Below are 23115 nucleotides of genomic sequence, written 5' to 3' on the forward strand. Positions count from 1 at the left end.
CCGTTCACCGTAGGAAGTAATGAACGATGCTGAACAAGGCGACGCCGCCCAGGAGGAAGTAGACGTAGCTCTGGATGCGCCCGGTCTGCAGGGTGCGGAGCTTCGCCCCGGCGCTCAGCGTGCCCTCGGCGACGAGGTTCACGACGCCGTCGACGAGGTACCGGTCGATGGCGCCGGTGACCCAGGCGGCGGCCCGGGCCAGGACCGCGACCCCGTTGACGATGCCGTCGACGATCCAGCGGTCCATCTCGGCGAAGAAGAGGCGCAGCGAGAGGGCGGCGCGCACCACCGTCGCGTCGTAGATCTCGTCGACGTAGTACTTGTTCGAGAGGAGCTGGAAGCCCGGGAGCCGCCGCTCCCCTTCGGCCCAGCGCGGGGAGCGACGCGCGCCGTAGCGGGCGCGCGCGAGCGAGAAGGCGACGACCGCGCCGCCGACGGAGAGCGCCATGAGCGCGAGCTCGAGCCCCAGCCCGTGGCGCCGGAACGAGACCTCCGCGTGAGCGAACACCGGACGGAGCCACGCCTCCAGCAGGGGCTCGCCGTGGCCGCCGACGAAGTGGCTGGAGCAGCCGAACACGACGCCCGCGAACGCCGACAGGACCGCCAGCACCGCGAGCACCCAGGTGATCGCCGGCGGCGACTCGTGGACTTTGGTCTCGATCTCCTTGCGGGCGTGGGGTCCCTCGAACGTCAGGAAGTAGCTCCGCCACATGTAGAACGAGGTCCCGAGCGCCGCCGCGAGGCCCATCGCATAGATGAGCAGCCCCGGGATCGGGCCGGTGTTCTCGGTGCCGAACGCCTTCCAGAGGATCTCGTCCTTGGACCAGAAGCCCGCGAAGAACGGGATGGGCGCGGCGGTGATGGCGAGGCAAGCCGCCTGGTACGTCCGCGCCGTGAGCGGCATGACGCGGCGGAGGCCGCCCATGTTGCGCATGTCCTGGGCCGCGGCCTCGTCGTGCTCCACCGCGTGCATCCCGTGGATCACCGAGCCCGAGCCGAGGAACAGGCACGCCTTGAAGAAGGCGTGTGTCATCAGGTGGAACACGGCGGCCCAGTACGCCCCGACGCCGACCCCGATGAACATGAAGCCGAGCTGGCTCACCGTGCTGTAGGCGAGCACCTTCTTGATGTCGTACTGGAAGAAGCCGATCGTCGCCGCGAGGAGCGCCGTCGAGGCCCCGATGAGCGCGATGACGCCGCCTGCGACCGGGCTCAGCGAGAACAGGAAGCTGAGGCGCGCGACCATGTAAACGCCGGCCGTGACCATGGTAGCGGCGTGGATCAGCGCGGAGACGGGGGTCGGGCCGGCCATCGCGTCGGGCAGCCACACGTGGAGCGGGATCTGGGCGCTCTTGCCGGCGGCGCCGACGAAGAGGAAGAGACAAGCCAGCGTGATCAGCGCGACGCCGCCCCACACCGTCTTCGACTCGAGGGCATCCTTGAGGAACGCCTTGCCGCTCGCGTCCTTGATGACGAGCTGATCGTGGATCTCGCGGAACGTGACCGTCGAGCCCACGGTCGCCACCACGATCTCCTTGCCCGGCTCGACGCGCATCCGCTCGATCGCGGCGATCTCGAGGCCATCGCCCCCGATCACGGCGCCGTCGCCCGGCACGATCACCACGGAGTGCGCCCCGGCGTCGATCTCCTTGCGGATGAAGGGGGACACGCCGAATGGCCGCGGGCTCGAGGCGAGCTGAGCGGCGTCGGCGATACCGAGGTACACGCGCGCGCCGGGATGACCGGTGAAGGTGAGGTATCCCTTCGCCCCGGCGAGCGGCAGCGCCCTGCGCTCGCCCGCCTTGCCGCCCGCGCCGTCCTGCGCCCCGGCGGAGGCGCCGTGATCGCCGCGCGCCTCCGCGGCCACCGCGATGAAGCGCGCGCGGTAATCGGAGAGGAACCGGCCGTCGTCGAGCCACCTGGCGCCGAGACCCCAGAAGAGGAGCGCGAGGCCGCACACGAAGCCCCAGTCGCCGATCCGGTTCACGACGAAGGCCTTCATGCCGGCAGAGGCCTTCTTGTAGTCGCTGTACCAGAACCCGATGAGCAGATAGCTGCAGAGGCCGACGCCCTCCCAGCCGAAGAACATCACGATGAAGTTGTCCCCGAGGACGAGGAGCAACATCGAGAAGACGAAGAGGTTCAGGTAGGTAAAGAATCGCCAGTACGCCGGCTCGGCCTCCATGTACGAGGCGGCGTAAACATGGATGAGCGTGCCGACGCCGGTGATGATCAGCGTCATGAGGCAGCTCAGCGGATCCATCACGAACGCGAAGTTCGCGTCGAGCGATCCGATGCGGACCATCTGCCAGGCGAAGCTGTAGAGCGCGCGTTCCCCCGGGGCGAGCCCGATGAGCTGGACGAAGCTCGCGAGCCCGAGAGCGAAGGCGCCCAGCATGGCGCCCACGGCGACGAGCGTGACGCCGAAGCTCCCGATGTGGAGCCGCCTCGACACGTCGCGACCGAACGCGCTCCGCTGCAACGCGCGGCCAAACAGCGCGTTGATCACCGCGCCGAGCATCGGCAGGAGCGGAATCCACCAGAGTGGCGTCAGCGCCGTGTGGACGTGCGTGACCTGGCCGGAGTAGTCGGGCATCGTTGGGGCAGCCGGTGAGAACATGGGCCGGCACGCGCGTCTTGCTCTGCAACCACCCCGCGACGTGTCAGTCGGCTCTGGTGACTTCCCCCGCGGAACCGGAGGAGCCGCACGTTAATGGAGGGCCACAGGGCGGGTCAATACTTCCATCGGCCCTGTTCCGCCGCGAGACGCGCTGTTTCTGCGCGGATCTCGCACCTCGGCGAGGTCAGCCGTCGGTCGTCCGCTGGTCATCGCCCTCGCGCGCAGCGCCGCCGCTCGATGACGGCGCCGCGCCGCCGAGCTGCGTCACGCGCCGGATCGCGAGCCACAGATCCCGCCTGCCCTCGCCGGTGATCGACGAGAAGCCGATCGAGCGGCGGAGAGCGCCGCCCGCCATGCGCGGGGCCGCCGCGGACAGCTGGTCCAGCGCGCGCCGGACCGACGAGCGCTGCACCTTGTCGACCTTCGTCGCGACGAGCAGCAGCTCCACCGGCCGTCGCGCGGCGTCGCGGGACGCCTCGATGAAGCGGATGAGCTCGAGATCGTCCTCCTCGAGGCCCCGCCGCGCATCGACCAGGAGCAGCACCGCGGCGAGCGTGACGCGCCCGCGCAGGTACCCCTCGATCAGCGACGCCCACGCCGCTTGCTCGGACTTCGAGCGCCGGGTGAAGCCGTACCCCGGCAGATCCACGAGCTGGAACACCGCGCCGTCGCGGGCCCGCGCCTCGTAGAGGTTGATCTGCCGCGTCGAGCCGGGGTTCGAGCTCGTCCGGACGAGCCCTTTGCGCTCGACGAGCGTGTTGATGAGGCTCGACTTGCCGACGTTCGAGCGCCCGGCGAACGCCACCTCCGCGCTGACGGGCGGAGGGAGCGACGCGAGCGAGCCCGCGCCGGCGACGAAGGACGAGTCGACGATCTGGAACGGATCGAGCTGGCGCTCGGCGCGTGCCGTCGGAGCAGCTTGAGGCTTGGGGGCGCGGCGGGAGGTGGTCACTTCGAGCGGGGGGGCTGGAACTGCGGCTTGCACTCGTCGCACTGGCAGAGCGAGCGCAGGTACCGGAAGGTGTAGATGCCCGAGTCGTGCCGATCGCCCCACGTGAACTGGAGCGCGTAGTTGCCGACCTGCTCGATCTCGCGGACGTTCAGGTCACCGCCGGGCACGAAGTTGATGGTGCCGCCGTGCCCCTGGCAGTTCGCACACGGGCAGTACCCGCGCAGGAGCTCGTGCGGAAGGACGCTGCGGTGGCCGTCGGCCCAGTGGATCTCCATCACCGTCGCGCCGTGCGGCGCCTTGACCTGAGTGGGAGTCAGCTTCGGATCCTGCGGCATCGTGCCCTTCCAGGCGACGGCAGTACCACGCCGATCCGGCGCTGCAAAGCGCCGCGGCGCGTCGGCCGCGCGCCGCTCCGCTTTTCTCGGATTCAGCGGTGTCTCCGAGGTTTCCAGGGCTCCCGCGGGCTCGACCGCGCCGGCGCTCTCCGCGCCCTGCCGGGCGCCTCGGGCTAGCCGGAACGGACCGCGGTTACGCACGTCACGCATGTCACCCTGCGGCGACCACCCGCGCGTCGACGGGAGCGAGCGTCGCCTCGACGCGCTCGAGGAGCCGCACGACGGCGGCGCCCTCGTCGAGCGGCGTCAGCGGCGGCGCGCGGTCCTCGACGCAGCGGAGGAAGTGCTCGATCTCCACGGAGAGCGGCTCGCGCCACGGCACCTCGAGCTCGCGCCCGGCCGGCGCGAGCTCGAGGTGCGCGGCGGGCGCGCCGGCCGGCGCGCCCGCCGCGGCGCCGCGCGCGTCCAGGAACACGATGCGGTCGGGCGCGCGCACGTCGTCGAAGACCGCGACGCCCGCGCTGCCGACGAGCCGCAGCCGCCGCTCCTTCGTCGGGCTCGACGAGCAGAGCTCGATCCGCGCCGCGAGGCCGCTCTCGAGGCGCGCCTCGAGCGTGACGAGCTCGCCGCACGGCGAGAGGTGGGCCCGCGCCTCGGCGAGCGGGCTCGAGTCGAGCGCCGAGAGCAACGAGAGGTCGTGCGGCCCGAGCGTCCAGAGCGCCGACCGGGCCCCGCCGCCGGCGCCGGCTGCGCCGGCGCTCATCGACAGGCGCGCCGCGCTGAAGCTCACGAGATCGCCGAGGCGCCGCTCGCGCGCGAGCGCGACGAGGTGCACAACGGAGGGGTGGTAGCGGAGCAGGTGGCCGACCATGCCGATCCGGCCGAGCGCCGCGGCGCGGGAAGCGCAGCGATCGGCCTGCGCGGCGGAGAGGGCCAGCGGCTTCTCCACGAAGACGTCGGCGCCGGCCTCGAGGGCCCGCAGCGCGAGCTCGGCGTGGCTCGCCGCGGGGGTCGCGATGATCACAGCGTCCACGCGCGCGGCCAGCGCCTCGTCGATCGTGCGCACGAGCCGCGCCCGCGGGGCGAGCGCGCGCGCCCGCGAGAGGCGGCCGCGGTCGACGTCCGCCACGGCGACCACGCGCGCCCGCGCGCTCTCCGACAGCGCGCGGAGGAGCTTCTCCCCCCACCGCCCGCAGCCCACCAGCGCAACTCGGACGTTCGCGGCGCTCACGGCGCCCCCGGCGCCGCGGCGGACTCGGCCGGCCGGAGCGTGAGCTCGCCAAGGATCGCCTCGCCCTCGGCGTTGCCCGGGTGGATCGAGGGCCCGTTGATGTCGACGAGGAAGTCGTACCGCGCGCGCGCCTCGCCCTCGATCGTCGCGCGCACGCGGACGTGCTGGAAGCAGGCCGACTCGGTGGTGGCGCTCCAGGCGGGCGCCTTGCCCGGGTGCCGCGCGCCGATCGCCTCCGGCACGCTCCGGCCGCCCTCGGGGCGATACTGCTGCACGACGCCGAGCGCCGTCCTGCGGTCCGAGGCGTTGAACCTCGATTGCGTCCAGAGGACCGCGCCGCCGGCGGCGGCGCTGGTGCCCACGAGCAGCAGCATCCGCACCGCCTTGCCGTAGTCCATCCGCGAGCCGTATAGCCCCGGCGCTCGAGGAGAGCCAGCCGGGGCGGCGCGCCGCCTAACCCACGAACGACCCGAGCCCGCGGAACCTGCGGTACCGATCGTCGACGAGCTCCTCCGGCCCGAGCCCGTCCATCGACGAGAGCGTCGCCCAGAGCGCCTTGTCGAGCCGCACCGCGGCGTCGTCGTGATCCTGGTGCGCGCCGCCGGTCGGCTCCTCGACGATCGTGTCCACGACGCCGAGCTGCAGCAGATCCGGCGCGGTGATCTTGAGCCGGGCCGCGGCCTCGTCGGCGCGGGAGCCGTCCTTCCAGAGGATGGCCGCGCAGCCTTCCGGCGAGATGACCGAGTAACAGCTGAACTCGAGCACCAACACCCGGTTGGCGACGCCGAGCGCCAGCGCGCCGCCCGAGCCCCCCTCGCCGATGACGGTCGCCACGATCGGCACCCCGACCCGCGCCATCGCGGCGAGCGCGGCGCCGATCGCCTCGCTCTGGCCGCGCTCCTCCGCGCCGATGCCCGGGTAGGCGCCCATCGTGTCGATGAACGTAAGGATCGGCAGCCCGAACCTGTCGGCCATCTCGTAGAGCCGGATGGCCTTCCGGTAGCCCTCCGGGTGCGGCATCCCGAAGTTGCGCTTCACGTTCTCCTTGGCGCCGCGCCCCTTCTGGTGGCCCACCACCACAACGCTCCGCCCGTGGTACGTCGCGAGCCCGCCCACGATGGAGCAGTCGTCGGCGAAGCGCCGATCGCCCCTCAGCTCGACCCAGTCGGTGAAGAGCCGCTTGATGTAATCGAGCGTGTACGGCCGGTTCGCGTGGCGCGAGAGCAGCACCTTCTGCATCGGCGTGAGGCCCGCGAAGATCTCGCGCGCCAGCCGGCCCGTGTTGTCCTCGAGCTGGGCGAGCTCCGGCTCGAACCGCGGGTCCGCCGCGGCGAGCGCGCGCAGCTCCCGCACCTTCTCGATGAGCTCTGCGACAGGTTTCTCAAAGGGTAGGATCGAAGCAGCCACGGCCCGGACCCTAACGCTGCAGCAGGCGGACGGCTACGGCGCTGTGCTGCCGCGCTGCATCGTCCACGGGATGACGCGCGCGCACGCCCCGGCCGATCGGCCGAGGCGCCGCGTCACCGCGGTCATTCGGGCAGGGCGTTGGTCGGCTCGGCGTGGATGAAGGCGTTCGCCGGGACCTGCGACATCGGCCGGCTCCGGATGACGTTGTAGATCGTGACCGGCTTGTCCTTGCCCTTCACCTTGGCGGGCTGGAGCTCCTCAGTCTCGAACCTTCCCCCGAGCTGCGCGTACGTGCTCTCGCTGATGACGATCTGTCCGGCCAGCGCGATGGAGCAGAGCCGCGCCGACGTGTTCGCCACGTCGCCGATCACCGTGTAGCTGAGCGCCTTCGAGCTCCCGATGTACCCGGCGACGAGCGGGCCGGTGTGGATCCCGATGCCGACCGCGAGCGGCAGCTCGCCCTTCTCGAGCCGCTCGCGGTTGAACTCGCCGAGCACCTCGCCCATCTTCAGGGCGCACTCCACGCTGCGGACCGCATCGTCGCGGTGGGCGACCGGCGCGCCCCAGAGCGCCATGATCCCGTCGCCCATGAACTTGTCGAGCGTGCCTTCGAACTGGAAGATGGTGTCGACCATCCGCTCGAAGTACAGGTTCAGCATCTCGACGAGCTCCTCGGGCCGCTTGCTCTCGGCCATGCGCGTGAAGCCGCGGATGTCGCTGTTGAAGACGGTGCACTCCTCGACGTGCTGGCCGCCCTGCTTCACGGCGAGCTGGCCGCTCAGCACGCGCTCGGCGATGTTCGGCGAGAGCAGCCGGCGCAGCTGCTCGCGCGTGACGATCTCGTTCTCGATCTTCTTCCCGAGGATGTTGATCTCGATGAACATCGCCGCCTGGTAGGCGATGGCCGTCACCAGCTCGAGGTCCTTGGGCTGGAACTGCGCGAGCGTCTCCGAGTCGAGCCAGAGCACGCCGAGCACCTCGCTGTTGTGCTGCAGCGGGGCGACGATCGCCGAGCTGATCCGGTTCAAGATCATGCTCTTGCCCTTCGACGCCGCGAAGTCCATCGCCGCGTCGTGGGTCAGCACCGCGGCCCGCTCGTGGACGACGTGGTTCAGGATCGTCGACGACACGCTGATCGGGGCCGTCGTCCCGTCGCGCCGCTGCATGGCCTGCGGGGTGAGCTCGCCGTTCTCGTTGCGCAGGAAGATCACCCCGCGGTCGGCGCGGATGAACTTGAACACGCTCGTGAGGATCTTCTCGAGCAGCTTCGTCGTGTCGCGCTCGGCGGCGATCTCGCGGGACAGCTCGTGCGACAGGCGCAGCCGCTCGTAGTCGGCGCGCAGCTGGTTCATGTCGTTGGCGATCCGATCGAACGCCAGGAACCCCTTGTCGACCGCGGCGATCTGCGTCCCGATCTGCCGGGCCTGATCGTTCACATCGATGCGGGTGCCCTGCGCGACGAACGAGCCTCCGTGCGCCCCCGAGCGCCCCGGCAGCGGCGCGGTCCCGCCCGGCCCGGCGCCCAGCGGCGGCGGCGGCACGTACGGCTGCCGCGTCACCGGCGGCGCCACCGGCGTGCCCGGGAGCGGCGGCTGCGCCGGCTGGCGCTGATACTGCGGCGGCTGCGGCGGATACCCGTGGCCCGGCGGCTGCGCCGGCGCCGCGCCCTGGTGGTTGACCACGGGCGGCCAGCCCGGGACGAGGGGCGGCGCGACCGGGGCGGCCGGATCGTCGAAGCGGCCACGCGTCGACCCCAGGGCGATCTCGTCCCCGTGCTTCAGCGGCGCTTCGCCCCGGACACGCTCGCTGTTGATGAACGTGCCGTTCAGGCTCCCCAGATCGCGCAGGACGAAGTGATCGCCCCGCTGCTCGATGATGCAGTGCTCCTTCGAGACGATCTTGTCGAGCAACTGGATGGAGTTGTTCGGGTGGCGCCCCAGCGAGTTCACGGGTCGCAGATCGATCGCCTGCTGGCCCTCGGCGGTCTGCAGGATGAGGCGGGCCATCGGTTCTGGCAGATTACCCAGCCGGGCACGGACCGACAATCTTTCCGGCCGAAGTCCAGCGCCGGCCGCGGGGAGCGACCGCACCGGGCCGCGCAAAATGCGCCTTCGCCCCGCTGGAAACACCTGCGCCGAGCTCGACCGCCCGGGGCGGCTGTCGTCGGCTGTCGCATGGATACCTGACCGGATGATTAGCTGACCGGGCCCTGCATCTCATGGAGGCGTCGCCTGGAACGGCTATGCGCCCACATGCCGCCGCGTTAGTCGGCCGCATGGATTCGGCGTACCTCCTCGCGATCGATCAGGGCACCACCGGAACGACGTCTCTCCTCATGGACACGTCGGGGGCGACGCTGGGCCGCGCGACGCGCGAATTTCGCCAGCACTTCCCGGAGCCGGGCCTCGTCGAGCACGACCCGGAGGAGATCTGGCAGAGCGTTCAGGATGCCGTGGGCGAGACGCTCAGGGCGGCAGGCGTGGCCGGCAGCGCGATCAAGGCCATCGGCATCACGAACCAGCGCGAGACGACGCTCGTCTGGGAGCGCGCGACCGGGCGCCCGATCCACCGCGCGATCGTGTGGCAGGACCGCCGCACGGCGGCGCGCTGCGCCGAGCTCCGCGCCGCGGGCCACGAGCAGGCGGTCGAGGAGACCACCGGCCTCGTGCTCGATCCGTACTTCAGCGGCACGAAGCTCGCGTGGCTCCTCGACAACGTGCCCGGCGCGCGCGCGCGCGCCGAGCGCGGCGAGCTCTGCTTCGGCACCATCGACAGCTTCCTCGTCTGGCGGCTCTCGGGCGACGCGGCCGGCGGCTCGCCGGTGCACGCGACCGACGTCACCAACGCGTCGCGCACCCTGCTCATGAGCCTCGCCTCGCTGAGCTGGGACGACGCGATGCTCGCGATGCTCCAGATCCCGCGCTCGCTCTTGCCGCAGATCGTGGGCTCGGCGGGCCGCATCGCGGCGACTCGCGGCTTCCCGCACCTGCCCGACGGCATCCCGATCGCCGGCATCGCGGGCGACCAGCAGGCGGCCCTCTTCGGCCAGGCCTGCTTCGCGACGGGCGACGCGAAGTGCACCTATGGCACCGGCGCGTTCGTGCTGACCAACATCGGCGATCGCCCGCTCAGGAGCCGCTTCGGCCTGCTCACCTCCGTCGGGTGGAAGATCGGCTCCGAGGTGGTCTTTGCGCTCGAGGGAAGCGCCTTTATCGCCGGTGCGGCGGTGCAGTGGCTCCGCGACGGGCTGGGCCTCATCAAGAGCGCGGCGGAGATCGAGGCGCTCGCCCGCAGCGTGCCATCGAGCGAGGGCGTCACGTTCGTCCCGGCGCTCTCGGGCCTCGGCGCGCCCTACTGGGATCCGGACGCTCGCGGGATCATCTCCGGGGTGACGCGCGGCACGACCGCGGCGCACCTCGCCCGCGCGACGCTCGAGGGAATCGCGCTCTCCGTGACGGATCTCGTGCGGGCCATGGCCGACGACCTGGGCCACCCGCTGCGCCGGATGCGCGTGGACGGCGGCGCCGCCGCGAACGACCTGCTCATGCAGTTCCAGGCGGACGTGGCGAACGTCGCTATCGAGCGCCCCACCGACCTGGAGACGACGGCGCGAGGCGCGGCGATGCTCGCCGGGGTCGGCGCCGGCCTCTTCCTCACGAAGGAGGACGCGGCCCGCATGTCCCGTGTGGGGCAGAGCTTCCAGGTCGCGATGAGCGAAGCGGCTCGATCCGCCCACCTCCACCGCTGGGCCGACGCCATCGCCCGCACGCGCGCGAAGCGCAGCTGAGCACTCGCCGATTCCCCTGAATTTCCACGCTGTTTTCCGCTTGAACCAGGTCTTCCGAAGCTCTCTCCCGAGCCGTCATCGCGCCGCGGCTCGGCGGCCGAACGGGCTTCCGGATCAAGGAATCAACCCTAGGTTGCGAGAGTTAGGCCCAGAAGCCCCCAACCAGCGTAGAGTGCTATGACGACGGCGCATTTCCGTTCAAACTTGGTGCACTTGAACCGAGGCGCGCGGCCAGCCCACCGCCGCCTCGCTGCTTTCGATGGAGACGAGGAGGACATGCCGACTACCGAGAATGCTTCAGCCGGCGGGACGGCCGTTCGCGACATCCCGATCGACTGGGAGGCGCTGGAGGACGCCTTCGAGAACAACGCCCCAGAGGTGCACTCGTACCTGCACCTCGGCACGGGCGACGTGCTGCGGGTGGTCGACGGCGTGGCGGATCCGCAGATGCACGCGCGCATCGCGGCAGACGCGAACTACCTCCGGATCGATCCCGTGAGCTCGCGCGAGCAGTACCGGTGGATGGAGCGCTACATCCCGATGGTGGAAGACATGGATCTCCAGGCGAAGCTCAGCCAGGCGATCGATGGCAAGGGCGCGTTCCGTCGCTTCAAGGATGTGTTGATGTCCTACGGTCCGGAGCGGGAGCGCTGGTTCGCGTTCCGTAGCGAGCGGCTGCGGATCTTCATGGAGGCGTGGCTCAGCGCCCACGCGCTGAACCCGGTCCCTCGCCCGCTGTGGGTGCCGGAGGTGCCGTCTCGTCCGGAGCCGATCGTCCCGGCGGTCCCTGCGGTGGAGCCGCCGGCGCGCGAGCGCGAGGAGACGCGAGAGCCCCGCCGCGGCAAGAGCGTGGAGAGCCTGCGCAAGAACCTCCGCGACATCGCCGAGGCGCTCGGTCCACGGGATCTCGACACGCTGACGGCGTTCGCGGAGTTCCTGAAGGCGCGCCGCGCGGCGCGCTCGTTCGCGCACCACTACCACGAGGCCCAGGGGCCGGTAGACGACGACGCCGGGCCTGCTTCGCAGGAGATCGCGAGCGAGTCGCGCAGCGACACGGCGTGAGGGCGCGCCGCCGGCGCCGCGATCGCGGCGCCGGGGCGCTGGCCTGAAGGTGGGTGGGGGAACGGAGGGGAGCGGCGGCTTCGAGCGTCGAGCGGTCTAGAAGTACCAGTCGGTGCGGGCACCGATGTACTGGCCGATCGTCGACCCGGTGGTCTCCCCGGGCGCCCCGCCGGGGAGCGGCTGCCCGGCGCCAGTCCTCTGCAGGTAGCCGGACATCGCCTGATTCTTCGCCGCCTCGTTGTAGATCGCCAGCGAGTAGATGAGCTTGAAGTGCGGCCGCGCGCCCGCGCTCAGCTCACCGGTCGGCACGAGGGTCGGGACGACCGACACCTTGACCGCGGTGCCCAGCTCGCCTTCGCCGTCCTTCCGGCCCTGGAACGAGGCCTCGACGACGGGGTGGAAGTTCTTGTGCGCGAAGATCGTGGCGTTCGCCTGGACCGAGAAGTCCATCTGCTTCTCGGGAGACGTGGGGGCAGCGGCGCCCTCCGCCTCGTACGCCGCCTTCGTGTAGTGGAAGGTGGCGAGGCCTTCCAGGGCGGCGGCGTCGCCGAGCCGGAAGCCGAGGTGCTCGACCGCCTCGATGCCGAACGAGCCCGAGAAGGTGCCGTCCGAGTTCGGGGCGCCCCAGGTCTGGTACGTCTTCGCGCCGCCGGCGGCGCCGTTGGCGATGCCGGTGCCGAAGCGCACCGCCGTGTCGCTGAAGTTGCCCTGGCCGAGGCCGAGGTGCAGCTTCGCGCCGATGACGCCGCCGAAGTCCGCCTTCCCGAGGGGCTGGGGCGCCGGGATGCCCTCGCCCCGCTTCGCGCCCGGCAGGACGTGGAACTCGCCGTGAACCTTGACGTGGTGCTTGGCCTCGCCGCCGAACTCCGCCTTGTAGTTACCGGCGAAGATGGTGCGGAAGCGATCGGTCCCGGTGGCGAAGTTGTAGAAGGGCGGCGCGGCGCCGGGGGTCCCCTCCACCCCGAAATTCCGATACCCGAGGATCGCGAGCTGCAGGCCGCCGTACTTGATACCGCCGCCCTGGCCGCTGAGGTCGTCGAGGTAGAAGTAGTCGCCGATGGGCGCGTACTGCTCGCGGAAGAACTTCGCGCCGCCCCAGACGCTGAGGCCCGGGACGAGGAAGTTGCCGGCCTCGATGTACGCCTGGTTGAACTGCACCGTGATCGACTGGCCACCGTTCGAGGACGGCTGCATGAACGGCCCGCCGTACTGGTTCCAGATGGCGAACGTCATCTCGGACTTGACGTAGAAGTCATCCGGCGTCGCGCCCTTCACCACGTGCGCGACGAACGACGGCTCGGAGTAATCGCCCTCTTCGTAGCGGCCGCCGATGCCGAACCCGAGCAGGTTCAGGGACGCGCCCTGGATGTTCTGCCCGAGGGTCGGGGACCACGCCATGCCGAGGCGTGAGTACCAGTGCCACTCAAAATTCTCGCTCCCCACCGCGTGAGCCGACCGCGGCGCCGCCGTGAGGCAAAGGGCGGAGACGGAAAGCAGCCCGAGGGCTCGGACAGCGGCGCGCCGACCCGCGATTCGCTTGCTGGGGACCGACGACCTGTCTCTCATAAGTGATGTCATCGAACGACGCTCCTATCCATTCTCTGGGAGTGTGCTTTGGGGTGATGGGAGGTGATTCGGCCAGATGGCCAAGCGCGGCAGAGGTAGTGGCCTGTCAAGAGAATCCAAGTTGACTCTGTAGGAAAGAGCCACCCGCTGCCACACATGCGGGGCCCGCGGGGGGCACAGTTAACAGGAACGTTCTGTTCATGTCAAAGGTCTCCGAACACCCTTCGGCAGTTTGTCATCTTCTGCGGCGCGTTATTATTAAGTAATCGAAATCACTTGGTTAAGCAGAACCGGCTGTCTTCCAGGGCCAGGAAGGGGGGCCTAAAATGACGCATCGCACCAAAACAAGCTCGCGCTGGCTGAAGTGTTGCCAGAAGAATTCACGGGTGCCCCCTGGTGCGTTACCGGGTGCGCGCCACGCGCGTGACACGGACAGGAAGGCTGCATTGGCGAGCCCCGACCAGCTGCGCTTTCGCAGGGCGATGGCGCCGCCGCGCGCGACCGTGTGGCGCGTGTTTCGGGACCTCGAACCTGGCATTTCATGTCGATACCCGGCCGGGGCGTCGCCAGGTGCTCGTCTCTCTCCTGGGTTGAACCCAGGGCGAGCCGCCGGCCCCGCTGAGCGTCATTGACGCTCGCCGGCGCAACGAATGCGCCGCGCCAGCGAGCGGATCCTGCGCGTGCGCGCAGGACCGTGCCGCAGAGCGCAGGCAGATCGCCCACGGTCGACACGATAACGCATCGCGTTGCAACGGCGCAACGATCGCCGCTGATCCAGAGCGGGTCAGTCTCGATTGCAGTGCAGCGCGGGTGGACATGTTCTTGTCCAGGAAGGGCGTTGCGCTGTCGCCCCGAGACATCCCATCTGCTTCGGCGAGGCTGGGTGGTGCCTGGCAGGCCTCCGGGCGCGGTTGCGGCGAGCGCCTCCATGCCAGCGGCTCGCCGCGCCGAGCGCCTGAGTTGTTGAAAGAGAGGCCTCCATCCTCCGCATGAACGACGGCTCGTGAGCCCTCTTCACGATGTCTGGTGCTGTCCTTCGTAACCAGAGGTGGAATCGACCCGCGAGATGGACTTCTGCTCTCCTGCCGCCCGGTCGTGCGGCTCGACGTGGCGCGCAGCCGGTCGCTCGGCGCGGCTCAGCGAGCGGGCATGATGCTCAAGGAGACCCGGGCCCGCGCGTTCTGGTAGTACGCGTCGAGCGCCTGGGCGAGCCGCTGCCCGACATACCAGCGCTTCAGCGCGGGGGCGACCTCCTCGTAGCGTTGATCCTTGAACGGCGTGGCGCCGGAGCGCAGGACGATCTTGAGCTCGAAATCGGTGGGCTCGAGCATCGGCGCGACCATGCGATCCAGGTACAGGCTCGCGCGCGCCTGGCGGCGCAGCAGCGCGTCGAGCTCGTCGGAGCTCATCCCCTCGGCGGCCGCCGCGGCGAGGAGGCGCGCGCGCCCGCGAGCGCGCTGCTCCAGCGCGATCCGGGCGGCCTCGGCCCGCTGCGCCACCTCGGCCGAGGTCGGCGCCGGCGAGATGGGCAAGCTGGCGAGCAGCGTCTCCGCGATGTGCCTGTCGAGCGCGGCGCGGACATGCCTGTCCCGGTACAGCCCGGGCTCCGCGTCGGGATCGGCGAGCGCCTCGAGGCGGGCCTCGAAGGCGAGCTCCCGCTCGAAGATGAACTGAGGCCGGCGCACGCCGCCCGTCTCCGGCGCGTGCCAGCGCACGACGACGCGGTCGAGCGGCACCGGCGCCGCCGCCGACGGCGCGACCTGGCCGTGGGCGCTCGGCGTCAGCGACGCGAGCGCGAGCGACGCGAGCAGCGTCGTGAGGAGCCCGGAGCGGCGCACATCGGCAGGCTAGCGCAACCGCGCCGCGCATCCCATTCCTGGCAGCGCCGCGCTCGCGGAGCGTCCGGGGCGCGGGCAGCGGGTATAGAATGGCGCCACCATGTACAGGCAATTCGCGCTCGAGGGCGAGGTCCACACCTTGCTCGACTGTGTGCCGCTCTCGGTGCGGCGGAAGCTGGACCTCGCCGAGATCAAGATCTCGCTCGCGGGGTGGCAGGCGCTGTCGCGCGCGGAGCGGCTCGCCCTGTGTCACCTGCCGGCCGACACGGACGAGGACGTCGCCGTCTACGCCGAGGTGCTCCGCGGCTTCGCGGAGCGCGCCGGGGTCGCCCTCGCCCCCCTCGCGGGCGCGCCGGTGCGCCGCGCCGCCTGGGATCGGGACAGCGTCAGCGCGCGGCTGCGCGAGCGGCTCGGCCCGGACGGCGCGCTCGACGAGGGCGCGCTCGGCCGCCTGGCGGAGCTGACCGAGGAGGAGCGCTACGCCATCGTCAAGCTCGCCGATCCGAAGCGCGGGCCCGAGAAGCTGCGCGCGCTGCTCGGCGAGCTCGGGCTGTCCCGGGACGCCGGCGCAACGCGCTCGCCGTGAACCAGGCCGCGGCGAGGATCCCGGGCGCGACGAAGGCGCGGGTGAGCGCGCTGTCCGCGCGGCTCGCGCGGCTCGCGCGGGGCGAGCTCGTGGTCCCCTCGCGCTGACGTCCGCGGCGGCGGAGCGTCAGCGCGCCGCGCTCACCACTTCACCATGACCTTCGACGGGTTGACCTCCGCGGTGACGCGCGGAACGTCGACGAGCACGTCGAGGAAGTCGCTGCCCGGCTGGCTCAGATCGAGGTTCGCCGCCTTGGGCTCCACGCGCGCCACGATCGCGTCGGCGTTGACGGCGCCCACGTCCTCCGGCGTCCCCGTGATCCTCACCTGCACCACGGCCGGCGCGACCGTCGCGCGCGGGATGCCGATCACCTCGACCTTGCGCTCGAACGTCCGCGTGGCGAGCTCGCGCCCGATCTCGAGCGTCGCCATCACGCTCTCGAAGCTGTACGTCACGAGCTTCGGCGGCCGATCGAGCGCCAGCTGCCGCTGGTAGGCGCCCTCCGTGAGCCCGCTGATGTCGAACGGCGCGGTGCGCGCGAGCTGCATCACGTCGACGACCGAGCGCGGGCCGCGGGCGCTGACCATCGGCGGCTCGACCGAGACCATCCCCTTCACGAGGAACCCCTGCGCGGCGTCCCCGGTGCGGGGGACGTGCACCGGGATGGCCCGGGTGACGACGTCGTCCCACCCGAGCTCGATCGTCGACGGGTACATCTGCTCGACCATCAGCCCGGCCGGCACGTGGAACATCGACGCGTCGAGGTCGATGTGCGTCACCGTGCCGTTGCGGAGATCGAGCCGCAGCGTCCCGAGGCTCTCGGCGCGCAGGTCGTCGAGCTGCGTCCGGGAGCCGTGCACCGTGACCGCCACCTCGTTCGGGATCTGGGTCATGAGCTGCCGGTTGCTCGACTCGGGCGGGAGGATCGAGACGACGCTGAGCATCAGCGTGCGCTGCGCGTTCTCCGCGCCGTGGATGAAGGCGTAGAGGCACAGCGCGAAGGTGATCGAGAGCAGCTTGAGGCCGAGGTTGTCGAGCAGCGCCGAGCGGAGCGCCTCGCGGATGCCGGCAAGCGTCATGGCTCATCTCGCGGGGGCATCCCCTCCGCGCTCCCCTTGGATGCGGCGGTCGCCGCGGCCTGCCCGGTCGGGACGAAGGTGCGCTGCGACGGGACGGGAGAGTCGGTCGCGGCCGCCGCGGGGACGTCGACCATCGCCGGCCGGCCGCGCTCGGACGGGCGATCCGCGTCCTGCGGCGCGACCGGCCCCCCGGCGCCGGCCCCGGCCGCGGCGCGCAGGTCGGCGCTGGATCCCGTCGCGGCGCGCGCCTCGGAGCTCGAGCGCATCGGCGTGGACGTCGACATCCGCGCCATCGGCCGCGCGTCGGGGTCCACGGCCGCCTTGATCATCGAGGACGTCTTCGAGACCGGCGCTGCTGGCTTGGCCTCGATCGGCGCGGGCTTCACGGCGGCGGGCTTGCCGGGCTCGTGGGCCTGCCCGGCGCCTTGCGTCGCGCCCACGGCGGGGCCGCGCACCGGCGTGGGGAGGCTCGCGCGGCCGACCTGGGCGACCTTCTTGGCGAAGCGCCGCCTGCGCGACGAGCGACCGAAGAGCCCGAGCAGCGCGTGCCGCAGCGACTGGCCGTCGAGGTTCGAGACGATGTTGCCGCTGAAGCAGAAGCTGATCGTGCCGCGCTCCTCGCTGACGACGACGACGACCGCGTCGGTCTCCTCGGTGATCCCGAGCGCGGCGCGGTGGCGGGAGCCGAGGCTGGCGTCCAGGATCTTGGTCTCCGGCATCGGGAAGAAGACGCCGGCGCGCGCGATCTTGAGGTCTCGGATCAGCACCGCGCCGTCGTGCAGCTTGTTCACCGACTCGGGGACGAACAGCGAGACGAGCAGCTCTCGGGTGACGACCGAGTCGATGTGGATCCCCTCGCTCTTCACGAACTCCAGCACGTTGGCGTCCTGCTCGAAGGCGATGATCGCGCCCATGCGGTGGCGGGCGAGCTCGGTCGCGGCGGCCACGACCTCGTCGATGACGCGCGACTGCTGCTCGCGTCCGCTCGTGAACCAGTTGCTGCCGCCCACGCGGATGAGGGCGCGGCGGATGTCGTTCTGGAAGACGACGACCACGATGAGGATGATCGAGGAGAGGAGCCAGGAGAGGAGGTTGAGGAGCGTGGTCAGGCCGAAGATCTTCGCCCCGAGATAGATGAGGAAGACGATGCCGAGCCCGAGGCCCATCTGCATCGCGCGGGTGCCGCGCAGCACGAGGAGCGCGCGATAGACGACGTAGGCGACGATGAAGATGTCGAAGAAGTCCCGGATGACCTGCGTCGCCGGCCTCACCGAGAAGAGTCGGAGGAACCCTTCAACCATCGCCGCGCGCCCCCTGGGCGACGGGGCCGTCCGGGCGCCGACGGTCGCCGGCGCCCGCGCGCTCGATCGCGCGCATCACGTCGAGGGCCTGGCGCACGGGGCGGACGTCGTGGACACGGACGGCCGCGGCGCCGCGCGCCGCGCACGCGATCGCGGCGGCGACGGTGCCGCCGAGGCGGTCCGGGGGCGGCGCGAGCGGAGCTTCCCCGCCGTCGCCTCGCCCCGCGGCCTCCGAGGCCGCGGCGCGCGCCAGGAACGACTTGCGGCTCGGCCCGACGAGCACGGGAAAGCCGAGGGCGCACAGCTCGTGCAGCCTGGCGCACAGCTCGAGCGACTGCCGCGCGTTCTTCGCGAAGCCGAGGCCCGGATCGAGGACGAGCTCGCCCTCCGGCAAGCCTGCCTCGAGCGCCCGCGCGGCGGCGCTCGACCACTCGCGGGCCACGTCGGCCACGACGTCGTCGTAGGCGTCGTCGGGATACGCGGAGAAGCCGGCCATCGCCGACATCGGGCCGCGGCTGTGCATGAGCACGAGCGACGCCCCGCGCCGAGCGCAGAGCGCGCCGAGCTCCGCCGCGCTGTCGAGCGAGATCGAGTTGACCACGGCCGCGCCATCGTCGAGCGCGCGCGCCGCGACGGCGGGAGAGGTCGTGTCGATGGAGACCACCGCTCCCCTCTTCACCGCGTCGCGCACGCTCCCGCCGATGCGCGCGATCTGCTCGTCATCCGGCACGGGCCGCGCGCCCGGCCGCGTCGACTCCGCGCCGATGTCGATCATGTCTGCCCCCTCGGAGAGCATCGCATCGATCTGCGCGAGAGCCGTATCTTCATCCGCGAAGCGACCGCCGTCGGAGAACGAGTCCGGCGTGCGGTTCAGGACCCCCATGATCACCACGCTCCTGCGGCGTTCGAGCAGCATGCGCAGCGGGGACATTTCCTGTGGGTAGCAACTTTTGCGCCGAACGGCAATTGTCTGCTCGAATCGATGTTTTCCAGGAGCAATTGGAACATCGCGAGGGGGGGTCCGGCGCGTCGCGCTCCGCCAACGCCGGCTGGGCCGACGGGCGCGCGCCGGCGTTGGACGGCGCACCGGCGTCCACATTCGCCTCGGGCGCCGGCTTCCCGGCGGCCGCCCCCACGCTCGGGCGGGGATTCAGCGCGAACCATGGGGAAGACACGGGACGGAGGGACCGGAGGGCACGCAGAGAACGGAGGCAATCAGGCGAGGAGAAGCAAGGAGAAGCAGGGGGTCGCGGCGCCGGGCCCCCCTCCCCCACGCTCCGCGCGCCGCTGACTCGGCCTTGCTTCTTTGCTAGGGTCCCGCCTACACATTGACATCGGCGGCCCCTCGCGGTCGTCCGGTGGAGGAGGCGGGGACACGCGCGAGCGTGCCCCGTCAACCGTTTCTCAGGCTGCACCAGCGGACGAGACCGAGCGGTTCCATGCTGCGCACGCGTATCCGGGCAGGTCCCCTCGCCGGCTTCGTCTTGAGCGCCCTCTTCGCGGCGTGCTTCGCCGTGCTCGGCGTGGGCGAGCTCTTCATCCCTGCGCTCAGCCCCGAGATGGGCATGCCTGCGCCCGTGACGCTGCGCGTCCCGTACGGTCCGCGGATCGTGCGCGACACGCACGACGGGAACTTCACGCTTTCGTACGAGCACAGGCGCGTGATCGTGCCGCGCGGCACGGTCCTCTCGGAGCACAACGAGGATCACAACGCCGCGATGGCGTACGAGACGGTGCGGCGGATGCGGCGGCCCGGGCTCGGCGCGCGCCTCGCGAGCATGTACGCCATCTACTTGATCGTCTGCCTGATGCTGACGGTCTACCTGCGTCGCTTCGGGCAGAACCGGGTGCGGCTGCTCCGCACGCAGGTGGGCATGTTCGTCCTGATGACGGGCTCGCTCATCGTCGCGAAGCTCCTCCTGCTCTTCACGGCGCTGCCCGAGTTCTGGATGCCGGTCGCGGCGCTCCCGCTCTGGGTGGCGATCGCGTTCGATCGGCGGACCGCGTTCCTCGTCGAGGTCGGGGTCGCGTTCATCGCGTCGTCGCTGCTCAGGTTCGACGTCGTGCTCCTGTCGGTGCTGCTCGTGCGCGGCATCGCCGCGACGATGTTCTTCTTCAAGCGCAAGGGCTCGCGGCAGCTGTTCGTCGCGGGCAGCCTGGCGGGCATCGCCGGCGCGATCGGGTTCATCGCGCTGACCGTGCTGTTCGAGGGGAGCTTCGATCTCGGCGCCGATCTGAAGCGCTGGCTCGGCTCGAACGTGCTCGCCTGCGTCGGCGGGGGGCTGCTCGTCGGCGTGCTCGGTCGGAGCCTGAGGGAGCCGGCCGAGCGGGCGATGGGGCACGTGCCCCGCGACAAGCTGCTCGACCTCACCGACCTGGAGCAGCCGCTGCTCAAGAAGATGGCGGCGGAGGCGCCGGGCAGCTGGGAGCACGCGCGCGCGATGGCGAACCTCGCCGAGGCCTCGGCCGCGGCGATCGGCGCCGACGCGCTGCTGACGCGCGTGGGCGCCTACTACCACGACCTCGGCAAGACGGTGCAGCCCAAGTACTTCATCGAGAACCTCCCGCCCGGCGAGCGATCGCCGCACGAGGAGCTCGATCCGGAGGTGAGCGCCGACGCGATCATGGCGCACGTCGTGATGGGCACGAAGATCCTGCGTGAGGGCAACATCCCCGAGCCGGTTGTCGAGTTCGCGTACACCCACCACGGCACGCAGGTCGTCGAGTATTTCTGGCACAAGTGCGTCGAGCACGGGAACCCGAAGGACCTGACGCAGGAGCACTTCCGCTATCCCGGCATGAAGCCGCAGACGAAGGAGACGGCCATCCTGATGCTCGTCGACTCCATCGAGGCGGCGTCGCGGACCATCTGGCCGCCCGAGCACAAGAAGTTCGAGGAGATGATCCAGCGGGTGATGTTCTCGAAGCTCGCGTCTGGCCAGCTCGATCAATCCGGGCTGACGATCGAGGACCTGCGCATCATGACGAGCCGGATGGCGTCGACGCTGGTCAACATGTACCACGGGCGCATCAAGTACCCGTGGCAGCGCGAGAGCGATCGCGCCGGGCACACGCCTGCGCCGCCGACGGTCACGCCGCACCCCACGCGCCCCGGCACGCCCACGCCCGTCCCCGCGTCCAGCGCGCCGGGTCGAGACGGGACCCCGCCGCCCCCCGCGAGCGTGCGGGGCGCTCCCCCGCCGCCCCCCGCGAGCGTGCGAGGCGCTGCCCCGCCGCCTCCCGCGAGCGTGCGAGGCGCTGCCCCGCCGCCCTCCTCGAGCGCGCGGGGCGCGGTCGCGCCCGTCGTCGTGGACGAAGCCGGAGGGCCCGTGAAGGACGAGAGCCCGGCGGAGTCCGTGCGGACGCCGAGGAAGACGCACTGAGCAGGCCGAGCGCGCCGCGCGCTCCCGCGGAGGCCGAGCGGCCTGCTCCAGGAAAGGAAGGTCCGATGCCTCCCACGATCGAGCAGAGCTTCATGAAGGCCCTCTTCCACGGCATCATCGCCGAGGACATCATCTTCCCGTATCCCGAGATGCCCGCCGAGGACCGGGAGACGACGTCGATGATGCTCGACAGCGTGCGGCGGTTCTTCGCGTCGAGCGTCGACAGCAGCCGGATCGACCGGGAGCACGCCATCGATCCGGGCGTCATGGCCGAGATGAAGCGGCTCGGCCTGATGGGCCTGCAGATCCCTTCCGAGCACGGCGGCGTCAACCTCAGCAACATGGCGTATGCGCGCGTGATGCAGGAGATCGGCGGGCTCGACGCGTCGATCGCCGTCACGCTCGGCGCGCACCAGTCGATCGGCTTCAAGGCGATCCAGCTCTTCGGGACGGAGGAGCAGAAGCAGCGCTATCTCCCGAAGCTCGCGACCGGCGAGTGGATGGCGGCCTTCGCCCTGACGGAGCCGGGCGCCGGCTCCGACGCCGCGGCGATCAGGACGCGCGCCGAGCTGTCGGCCGACGGCTCGTACTACACCCTGAACGGGTCGAAGATCTGGATCACGAACGGCGGCTTCGCCGACGTCTTCACGGTGTTCGCCCGGACCTCGGCGCTCGAGGAGGGCAAGAAGCCGAAGCTCACCGCCTTCATCGTGGAGCGGAGCATGGGCGTGAAGAGCGGGCCGAACGAGCAGAAGCTCGGGATCCGCGGCTCGTCGACGACGGAGCTCTTCTTCGACGACGTGAAGGTCCCGCGCGAGAACGTGCTGGGCGAGGTCGGCAAGGGCTTCAAGGTCGCCGTCGAGGTGCTCAACAACGGGCGCCTCGGGCTCTCGGCGGGGTGCGTGGGCGCGTGCAACACGCTGATCCGGATGGCGCTCGACCGGGTCCAGGAGCGGCGCGCGTTCGGCCGGAGCATCGGCGACTTCGGGCTCATCAAGGACAAGATCGCGACGATGCTGGCGCACACGTACGCGCTCGAGTCCATCACGTACCTGACGGCGAGCCTCGCCGACGCCAAGGTCCCCGACTTCTCGATCGAGAGCGCGATCTGCAAGGTCATGGGGAGCGAGACCCTGTGGTTCGTGGTCAACGAGACGCTCCAGATCGCGGCCGGCATCGGCTACATGGAGGAGTACCCCTACGAGCGGCACCTGCGCGACGCGCGGATCAACATGATCTTCGAGGGGACGAACGAGATCCTGCGCTGTTTCATGGCGCTCTCCGGGATGAGCGGCCCGGGCAAGTCGCTCGCGGACGTCGCGAAGGCGATGCGAGAGCCCATCAAGGGCTTCGGGCTGCTCAGCGATTTCGCGCTCCGCAAGGCGCGGTCGGTGCTCGGGCGCGAGCGGATGTCGAAGGCGCACCCGCTGCTCAGCCGGGAGGCGGTGATCTTCGAGGACTGCACGGCCGAGCTCGCCACCCACAGCGAGGACGTGCTCCGGAAGCACGGGCGGGAGATCGCGGAGATGCAGTACGCGCAGCGCCGCATCGCGGAGATGGCCATCGACCTGTACTGCATGGCCGCGTGCATCTCGCGCACGACCCGGGCCATCGAGCGGCGCGGGGAGGACGGGGCGCGGCGGGAGATCGATCTCACGACCGTGTTCACCGGCATCGCGCAGAAGCGGCTGAGGCAGCACGTCGCTGACTTCCAGAAGAACGACGACGAGCTGCGCAAGGCCATCGCGGTGCGAGCTTATGCGGATCGCGCCTACCCCTTCGACATCCTGTAATCGCAGTCTGCCGCACCTCGGCGGACATCGATTCACATCAAGTCACATCGAGTCGCATAGAGTCACACACGCGCTTCGGCGCAGTACGCTCATTCATTGTGAGCTGCGCTCTGTTTCGGGACGTTTTCAGCTCACCGCCCGGACGGATTGCTCTATAGTTTGATCAGGCGTAGTA

Annotated in this window: 17 protein-coding genes; 5 read left to right on the forward strand and 12 right to left on the reverse strand. The window is 70.7% G+C overall.

Going from position 1 to position 23115, the window contains the following annotated elements; genetic code table 11:
* Positions 1 to 4: 4 nt before the first annotated feature.
* The 7 genes from WMF46_RS40845 to WMF46_RS40875 all read right to left on the reverse strand — a co-directional run bounded on the left by WMF46_RS40845 (position 5) and on the right by WMF46_RS40875 (position 8551).
* Complete coding sequence (locus WMF46_RS40845; RefSeq protein ID WP_437982166.1) at positions 5 to 2596, reverse strand: NADH-quinone oxidoreductase subunit L; 2592 nt, start codon at positions 2594 to 2596, stop codon at positions 5 to 7.
* A gap of 208 nt (positions 2597 to 2804) precedes the next feature.
* Entirely contained in the window at positions 2805 to 3572 is a 768-nt protein-coding gene (gene yihA, locus WMF46_RS40850; RefSeq protein WP_437982167.1) for a ribosome biogenesis GTP-binding protein YihA/YsxC, read from the reverse strand.
* Positions 3569 to 3907, reverse strand: a complete 339-nt coding sequence (locus tag WMF46_RS40855; RefSeq protein WP_437545883.1) for a gamma-butyrobetaine hydroxylase-like domain-containing protein — start codon at positions 3905 to 3907, stop codon at positions 3569 to 3571. The genes yihA and WMF46_RS40855 overlap by 4 nt, the downstream gene beginning before the upstream one ends.
* A gap of 211 nt (positions 3908 to 4118) precedes the next feature.
* Positions 4119 to 5138, reverse strand: coding sequence for a Gfo/Idh/MocA family protein (locus WMF46_RS40860; protein WP_437982168.1), 1020 nt, complete (start codon positions 5136 to 5138; stop codon positions 4119 to 4121).
* Positions 5135 to 5536: a hypothetical protein gene (locus WMF46_RS40865; RefSeq protein WP_437982169.1), complete on the reverse strand. Its 402-nt coding sequence runs from the start codon at positions 5534 to 5536 to the stop codon at positions 5135 to 5137. The genes WMF46_RS40860 and WMF46_RS40865 overlap by 4 nt, the downstream gene beginning before the upstream one ends.
* A gap of 55 nt (positions 5537 to 5591) precedes the next feature.
* Positions 5592 to 6545: an acetyl-CoA carboxylase carboxyltransferase subunit alpha gene (locus tag WMF46_RS40870; protein ID WP_437982170.1), complete on the reverse strand. Its 954-nt coding sequence runs from the start codon at positions 6543 to 6545 to the stop codon at positions 5592 to 5594.
* A 122-nt stretch (positions 6546 to 6667) separates the two neighbouring features.
* Positions 6668 to 8551 carry an adenylate/guanylate cyclase domain-containing protein gene (locus tag WMF46_RS40875; RefSeq protein ID WP_437982171.1) on the reverse strand — a complete coding sequence of 628 codons (1884 nt, stop codon included), beginning with the start codon at positions 8549 to 8551 and terminating at the stop codon, positions 6668 to 6670.
* Positions 8552 to 8787: 236 nt separating this feature from the next.
* On the opposite strand from WMF46_RS40875, the gene glpK reads away from it, so the two are divergent.
* Both glpK and WMF46_RS40885 read left to right on the forward strand, forming a co-directional pair.
* Positions 8788 to 10332, forward strand: a complete 1545-nt coding sequence (gene glpK / locus WMF46_RS40880; protein ID WP_437982172.1) for a glycerol kinase GlpK — start codon at positions 8788 to 8790, stop codon at positions 10330 to 10332.
* A 276-nt stretch (positions 10333 to 10608) separates the two neighbouring features.
* Positions 10609 to 11394 (forward strand): UPF0158 family protein, encoded by a 786-nt coding sequence (locus tag WMF46_RS40885; protein ID WP_437545893.1) that lies wholly within the window; start codon positions 10609 to 10611, stop codon positions 11392 to 11394.
* A 96-nt stretch (positions 11395 to 11490) separates the two neighbouring features.
* Here the strand turns inward: WMF46_RS40885 and WMF46_RS40890 are convergent, their stop codons facing one another.
* On the reverse strand, positions 11491 to 12837 hold the full coding sequence (locus WMF46_RS40890) for a carbohydrate porin (RefSeq protein WP_437982173.1): 1347 nt from the start codon (positions 12835 to 12837) through the stop codon (positions 11491 to 11493).
* Between the two features lie 1259 nt (positions 12838 to 14096).
* Complete coding sequence (locus tag WMF46_RS40895) at positions 14097 to 14798, reverse strand: hypothetical protein (protein WP_437545897.1); 702 nt, start codon at positions 14796 to 14798, stop codon at positions 14097 to 14099.
* Positions 14799 to 14898: 100 nt separating this feature from the next.
* Here WMF46_RS40895 and WMF46_RS40900 point away from each other — a divergent pair, with 100 nt between their 5' ends.
* Positions 14899 to 15384, forward strand: a complete 486-nt coding sequence (locus WMF46_RS40900; protein ID WP_437982174.1) for a nitrate reductase associated protein — start codon at positions 14899 to 14901, stop codon at positions 15382 to 15384.
* A 140-nt stretch (positions 15385 to 15524) separates the two neighbouring features.
* On the opposite strand, the gene WMF46_RS40905 is transcribed toward WMF46_RS40900, so the two are convergent.
* From WMF46_RS40905 to folP, 3 genes are read right to left on the reverse strand one after another with little or no spacing between them, the layout of a single operon-like run.
* Positions 15525 to 16463, reverse strand: coding sequence for a CdaR family protein (locus tag WMF46_RS40905; protein ID WP_437982175.1), 939 nt, complete (start codon positions 16461 to 16463; stop codon positions 15525 to 15527).
* Positions 16460 to 17764, reverse strand: a complete 1305-nt coding sequence (gene cdaA / locus WMF46_RS40910) for a diadenylate cyclase CdaA (protein ID WP_437982176.1) — start codon at positions 17762 to 17764, stop codon at positions 16460 to 16462. The genes WMF46_RS40905 and cdaA overlap by 4 nt, the downstream gene beginning before the upstream one ends.
* Positions 17757 to 18680, reverse strand: a complete 924-nt coding sequence (folP, locus tag WMF46_RS40915; protein WP_437982177.1) for a dihydropteroate synthase — start codon at positions 18678 to 18680, stop codon at positions 17757 to 17759. Before folP ends, cdaA begins: the two co-directional genes overlap by 8 nt.
* Before the next feature lie 523 nt (positions 18681 to 19203).
* Here folP and WMF46_RS40920 point away from each other — a divergent pair.
* Together WMF46_RS40920 and WMF46_RS40925 are read left to right on the forward strand one after the other, a co-directional pair.
* Entirely contained in the window at positions 19204 to 21147 is a 1944-nt protein-coding gene (locus tag WMF46_RS40920; protein ID WP_437982178.1) for an HDIG domain-containing metalloprotein, read from the forward strand.
* Positions 21148 to 21212: 65 nt separating this feature from the next.
* Positions 21213 to 22940, forward strand: a complete 1728-nt coding sequence (locus WMF46_RS40925) for an acyl-CoA dehydrogenase family protein (protein ID WP_437982179.1) — start codon at positions 21213 to 21215, stop codon at positions 22938 to 22940.
* Positions 22941 to 23115 lie beyond the last annotated feature (175 nt).

The organism is Sorangium sp. So ce117, from assembly GCF_051524395.1.
GTDB lineage: Bacteria > Myxococcota_A > Polyangia > Polyangiales > Polyangiaceae > Sorangium > Sorangium cellulosum_B.

Coding starts and splice junctions, on each gene's coding strand:
- WMF46_RS40845 (WP_437982166.1), bottom strand. CDS start 2,596: ATGCCCGACTACTCCGGCCAGGTCACGCACGTCCACACGGCGCTGACG.
- WMF46_RS40855 (WP_437545883.1), bottom strand. CDS start 3,907: ATGCCGCAGGATCCGAAGCTGACTCCCACTCAGGTCAAGGCGCCGCAC.
- WMF46_RS40865 (WP_437982169.1), bottom strand. CDS start 5,536: ATGGACTACGGCAAGGCGGTGCGGATGCTGCTGCTCGTGGGCACCAGC.
- WMF46_RS40875 (WP_437982171.1), bottom strand. CDS start 8,551: ATGGCCCGCCTCATCCTGCAGACCGCCGAGGGCCAGCAGGCGATCGAT.
- glpK (WP_437982172.1), top strand. CDS start 8,788: ATGCGCCCACATGCCGCCGCGTTAGTCGGCCGCATGGATTCGGCGTAC.
- WMF46_RS40885 (WP_437545893.1), top strand. CDS start 10,609: ATGCCGACTACCGAGAATGCTTCAGCCGGCGGGACGGCCGTTCGCGAC.
- WMF46_RS40900 (WP_437982174.1), top strand. CDS start 14,899: ATGTACAGGCAATTCGCGCTCGAGGGCGAGGTCCACACCTTGCTCGAC.
- WMF46_RS40905 (WP_437982175.1), bottom strand. CDS start 16,463: ATGACGCTTGCCGGCATCCGCGAGGCGCTCCGCTCGGCGCTGCTCGAC.
- cdaA (WP_437982176.1), bottom strand. CDS start 17,764: ATGGTTGAAGGGTTCCTCCGACTCTTCTCGGTGAGGCCGGCGACGCAG.
- folP (WP_437982177.1), bottom strand. CDS start 18,680: ATGCTGCTCGAACGCCGCAGGAGCGTGGTGATCATGGGGGTCCTGAAC.
- WMF46_RS40920 (WP_437982178.1), top strand. CDS start 19,204: ATGCTGCGCACGCGTATCCGGGCAGGTCCCCTCGCCGGCTTCGTCTTG.
- WMF46_RS40925 (WP_437982179.1), top strand. CDS start 21,213: ATGCCTCCCACGATCGAGCAGAGCTTCATGAAGGCCCTCTTCCACGGC.